Raw genomic sequence first — 2,604 nt, forward strand, 5'->3', positions numbered from 1 at the left:
GCTCCCACAGGTGATCGCATGCTTTCTGAAGTCACTCGGTCAAAACTGTGGGAGCGAGCCTGCTCGCGAAGCTTTTAATGTTATTGACGGAACGGCGCGAAATTGACGTTGGTGCCCGCCGGGCGCATGTCCTGCAGGTACGAGTCCTTGTCGGCGCTCAGTTCCAGGCTCAGGGCCGCCTTGCGCTTGCCCTGGTTACGCACCACAAGGCCTTCGAGCTTCTCGCGCAGGAACACCGTCGGCACTTTCAGGTGCAGCAGTTCGTCGGTATCCGGGGTGTGCATCAGCAGGTGAATCCACTCGTACTGACCAATGGCCAGGCGCGCCACCGGGATGTCGAACCACCAGATGTTGCGGTTGCGGTTCAATTCGGTGAAGTGGCAGTTGTTGACGCCAAGCACAGCACCGCCGAGTTCCTGATTTCTGCGGGCAATGGCCTGCTTTTTATCGAGTTTCATAACATTCCTACGGGATTGGATCTTCAGCGCCAGGGCCTGAATACGTTGCGCATTCTCGGGGGTTGCCGGGCAAACATAAAGCCCAACCTGCATTGAACGATGAAATGTCACTGGGAAAATAAATGAAACTCCCTGCAAACGCCCTCGGTCAACCTTGTGTAACGACTTATCTCATTGATTTGTTCACAGGAGAAACACTATGGGCAGCACTGGCGATAAAGTAAAAGGCATGGCCAACGAAGCGGCTGGCAACGTCAAGCAAGGCGTCGGCAAGGCCACCAACAATCCGAATCTGCAAGCTGAAGGCAAGGCTCAGGAAAGGAAGGGCGAGGCGCAGCAGGCAATCGGTAAAGCCAAGGACGCGATCAAGAAAGGCGTCGACAAAGCGTGATTCGGCCTTTGATGAGCGACAGAAACGGCCATCCACGGATGGCCGTTTTTGTGTCAGCCTGAACTTGAGCGATGAAATTGTTTCAAAGTCGCCAGGTAGGCTACTTTGATGAATGAAAACGGCCCCTGAGTCGCCACGATCTCAACCCAATCCAGTATGCGGCGAATGGAGACGCGAATGATTTTCCCGGACATGAGAGGCCTGCCCCTGCACCGTGTGATGATGCGCACGGTCACCGAGTTCGTCGACGACGAGATGTCGACCTATGCCTCGGCGCTGGCCTATCAAATGCTGTTTTCGCTGTTTCCCTTCATCCTGTTCCTGATTGCCCTGATCGGTTTCCTGCATCTGCCGGACTTCTTTTCCTGGTTGCGCCTGCAATCGGAACTGGTATTGCCGCCCCAGGCGCTGGAGCAGGTGAACCCGGTGATCGACCAGCTCCAGCAATCCAAGGGTGGCCTGCTGTCGGTGGGTATCGTGATTGCCCTGTGGACCGCCTCGGCCGGTGTGCGCTTGATGATGAGCGCGATGAACGCCGCCTACGACGTGGTCGAAGGCCGGCCGGCGTGGAAGCGTTTTCCGCTGTCGATTATCTACACCGTCGGCATCGCCGGCATGCTGCTGATTGCCGCCGCGTTGATGGTACTCGGCCCGCAAGTGATGAACTGGATCGCGTCGCAAGTCGGTCTTGAATACTTCATTGTCACGCTGTGGAACATCGTGCGCTGGCCGGCGATCGTGATCCTGCTGATGGTTGCCGTGGCACTGATCTATTACGTCATGCCCGACGTCAAGCAGGAGTTCCGCTTCATCACCCCAGGTTCGGTGCTGTCAGTGGTGGTGTGGATCATCGCGTCCCTGGGCTTCGGTTTGTACGTCAAGGAATTCGCCAACTACAACGCCATGTATGGCAGTATCGGTGCGATCATCGTGCTGTTGCTGTACTTCTATATATCCGCCGCGGTGCTACTGCTTGGGGCCGAGATGAACGCGGTGATCGAGCACATGTCGCGCGAAGGCAAAGACCCTGGCGAGAAAGCCCCCGGCGAACATGGCCCCGTCCATGAGGAAAAACACCACGTGTCGGGGCTGGGCCGCGATCATTCAAAACCCAAACCGACCATTGACGAAACCTGACCATGATCCGTGAAATTCTGAAAATGGGCGATGAACGCCTGCTGCGCATTGCCCCTCCAGTGCCGGCCGAAATGTTCGACAGCCCCGAGCTGTGGCAACTGATCGACGACATGTTCCAGACCATGGAAAGCGTCGGCGGGGTTGGCCTGGCCGCGCCGCAGATCGGTGTCGACCTGCAGCTGGTGATCTTCGGTTTCGAGCACAGCGAGCGTTATCCAGACGCCGAAGCCGTACCGCAGACAATCCTGATCAACCCGTTGATCACGCCGCTGAGCCCGATCATGGAGGAAGGGTTCGAAGGGTGCCTGTCGGTGCCGGGCATGCGTGGCGCGGTGGATCGCTATCAACAGATCCGCTACGAAGGCTTCGACCCCAAGGGCGAGCCCATCGTGCGCATCGCTTGCGGGTTCCATGCACGGGTGGTGCAGCATGAATGCGATCACCTGATCGGCCGGCTATACCCGTCGCGCATCACCGACTTCAGCAAGTTCGGGTTCACCGAAGTGATGTTCCCGGATCTTGATCCCAACGCCGACGACTGATTCGTATCCACCCGGAACCCATGTGGGAGCGAGCCTGCTCGCGAAAGCGGTGTGTCAGTCAACATACACCTCGACT

The 2,604-nt window shown here is 57.6% G+C and carries 4 protein-coding genes; 3 read left to right on the forward strand and 1 reads right to left on the reverse strand.

The window, feature by feature from the left end:
- Positions 1–80 precede the first annotated feature (80 nt).
- Complete coding sequence (locus ACW9HW_RS29745) at positions 81–458, reverse strand: hypothetical protein (protein WP_077047210.1); 378 nt, start codon at positions 456–458, stop codon at positions 81–83.
- A 199-nt stretch (positions 459–657) separates the two neighbouring features.
- On the opposite strand from ACW9HW_RS29745, the gene ACW9HW_RS29750 reads away from it, so the two are divergent.
- From ACW9HW_RS29750 to def, 3 genes are all read left to right on the forward strand, one after another.
- A complete protein-coding gene (locus ACW9HW_RS29750) occupies positions 658–849 on the forward strand; it encodes a CsbD family protein (protein WP_095193217.1) in 192 nt (63 codons plus the stop codon).
- Positions 850–1,026: 177 nt separating this feature from the next.
- The gene (locus ACW9HW_RS29755) at positions 1,027–1,986 is read left to right on the forward strand and encodes a YihY/virulence factor BrkB family protein (RefSeq protein ID WP_095193218.1); all 960 of its coding nucleotides are present in this window, start codon (positions 1,027–1,029) and stop codon (positions 1,984–1,986) included.
- A gap of 2 nt (positions 1,987–1,988) precedes the next feature.
- Positions 1,989–2,528 carry a peptide deformylase gene (def, locus tag ACW9HW_RS29760; protein WP_095193219.1) on the forward strand — a complete coding sequence of 180 codons (540 nt, stop codon included), beginning with the start codon at positions 1,989–1,991 and terminating at the stop codon, positions 2,526–2,528.
- Positions 2,529–2,604: the final 76 nt, after the last annotated feature.

The organism is Pseudomonas sp. SDO5532_S415 (assembly GCF_054071155.1).

Coding starts and splice junctions, on each gene's coding strand:
- ACW9HW_RS29745 (WP_077047210.1), bottom strand. CDS start 458: ATGAAACTCGATAAAAAGCAGGCCATTGCCCGCAGAAATCAGGAACTC.
- ACW9HW_RS29750 (WP_095193217.1), top strand. CDS start 658: ATGGGCAGCACTGGCGATAAAGTAAAAGGCATGGCCAACGAAGCGGCT.
- ACW9HW_RS29755 (WP_095193218.1), top strand. CDS start 1,027: ATGATTTTCCCGGACATGAGAGGCCTGCCCCTGCACCGTGTGATGATG.
- def (WP_095193219.1), top strand. CDS start 1,989: ATGATCCGTGAAATTCTGAAAATGGGCGATGAACGCCTGCTGCGCATT.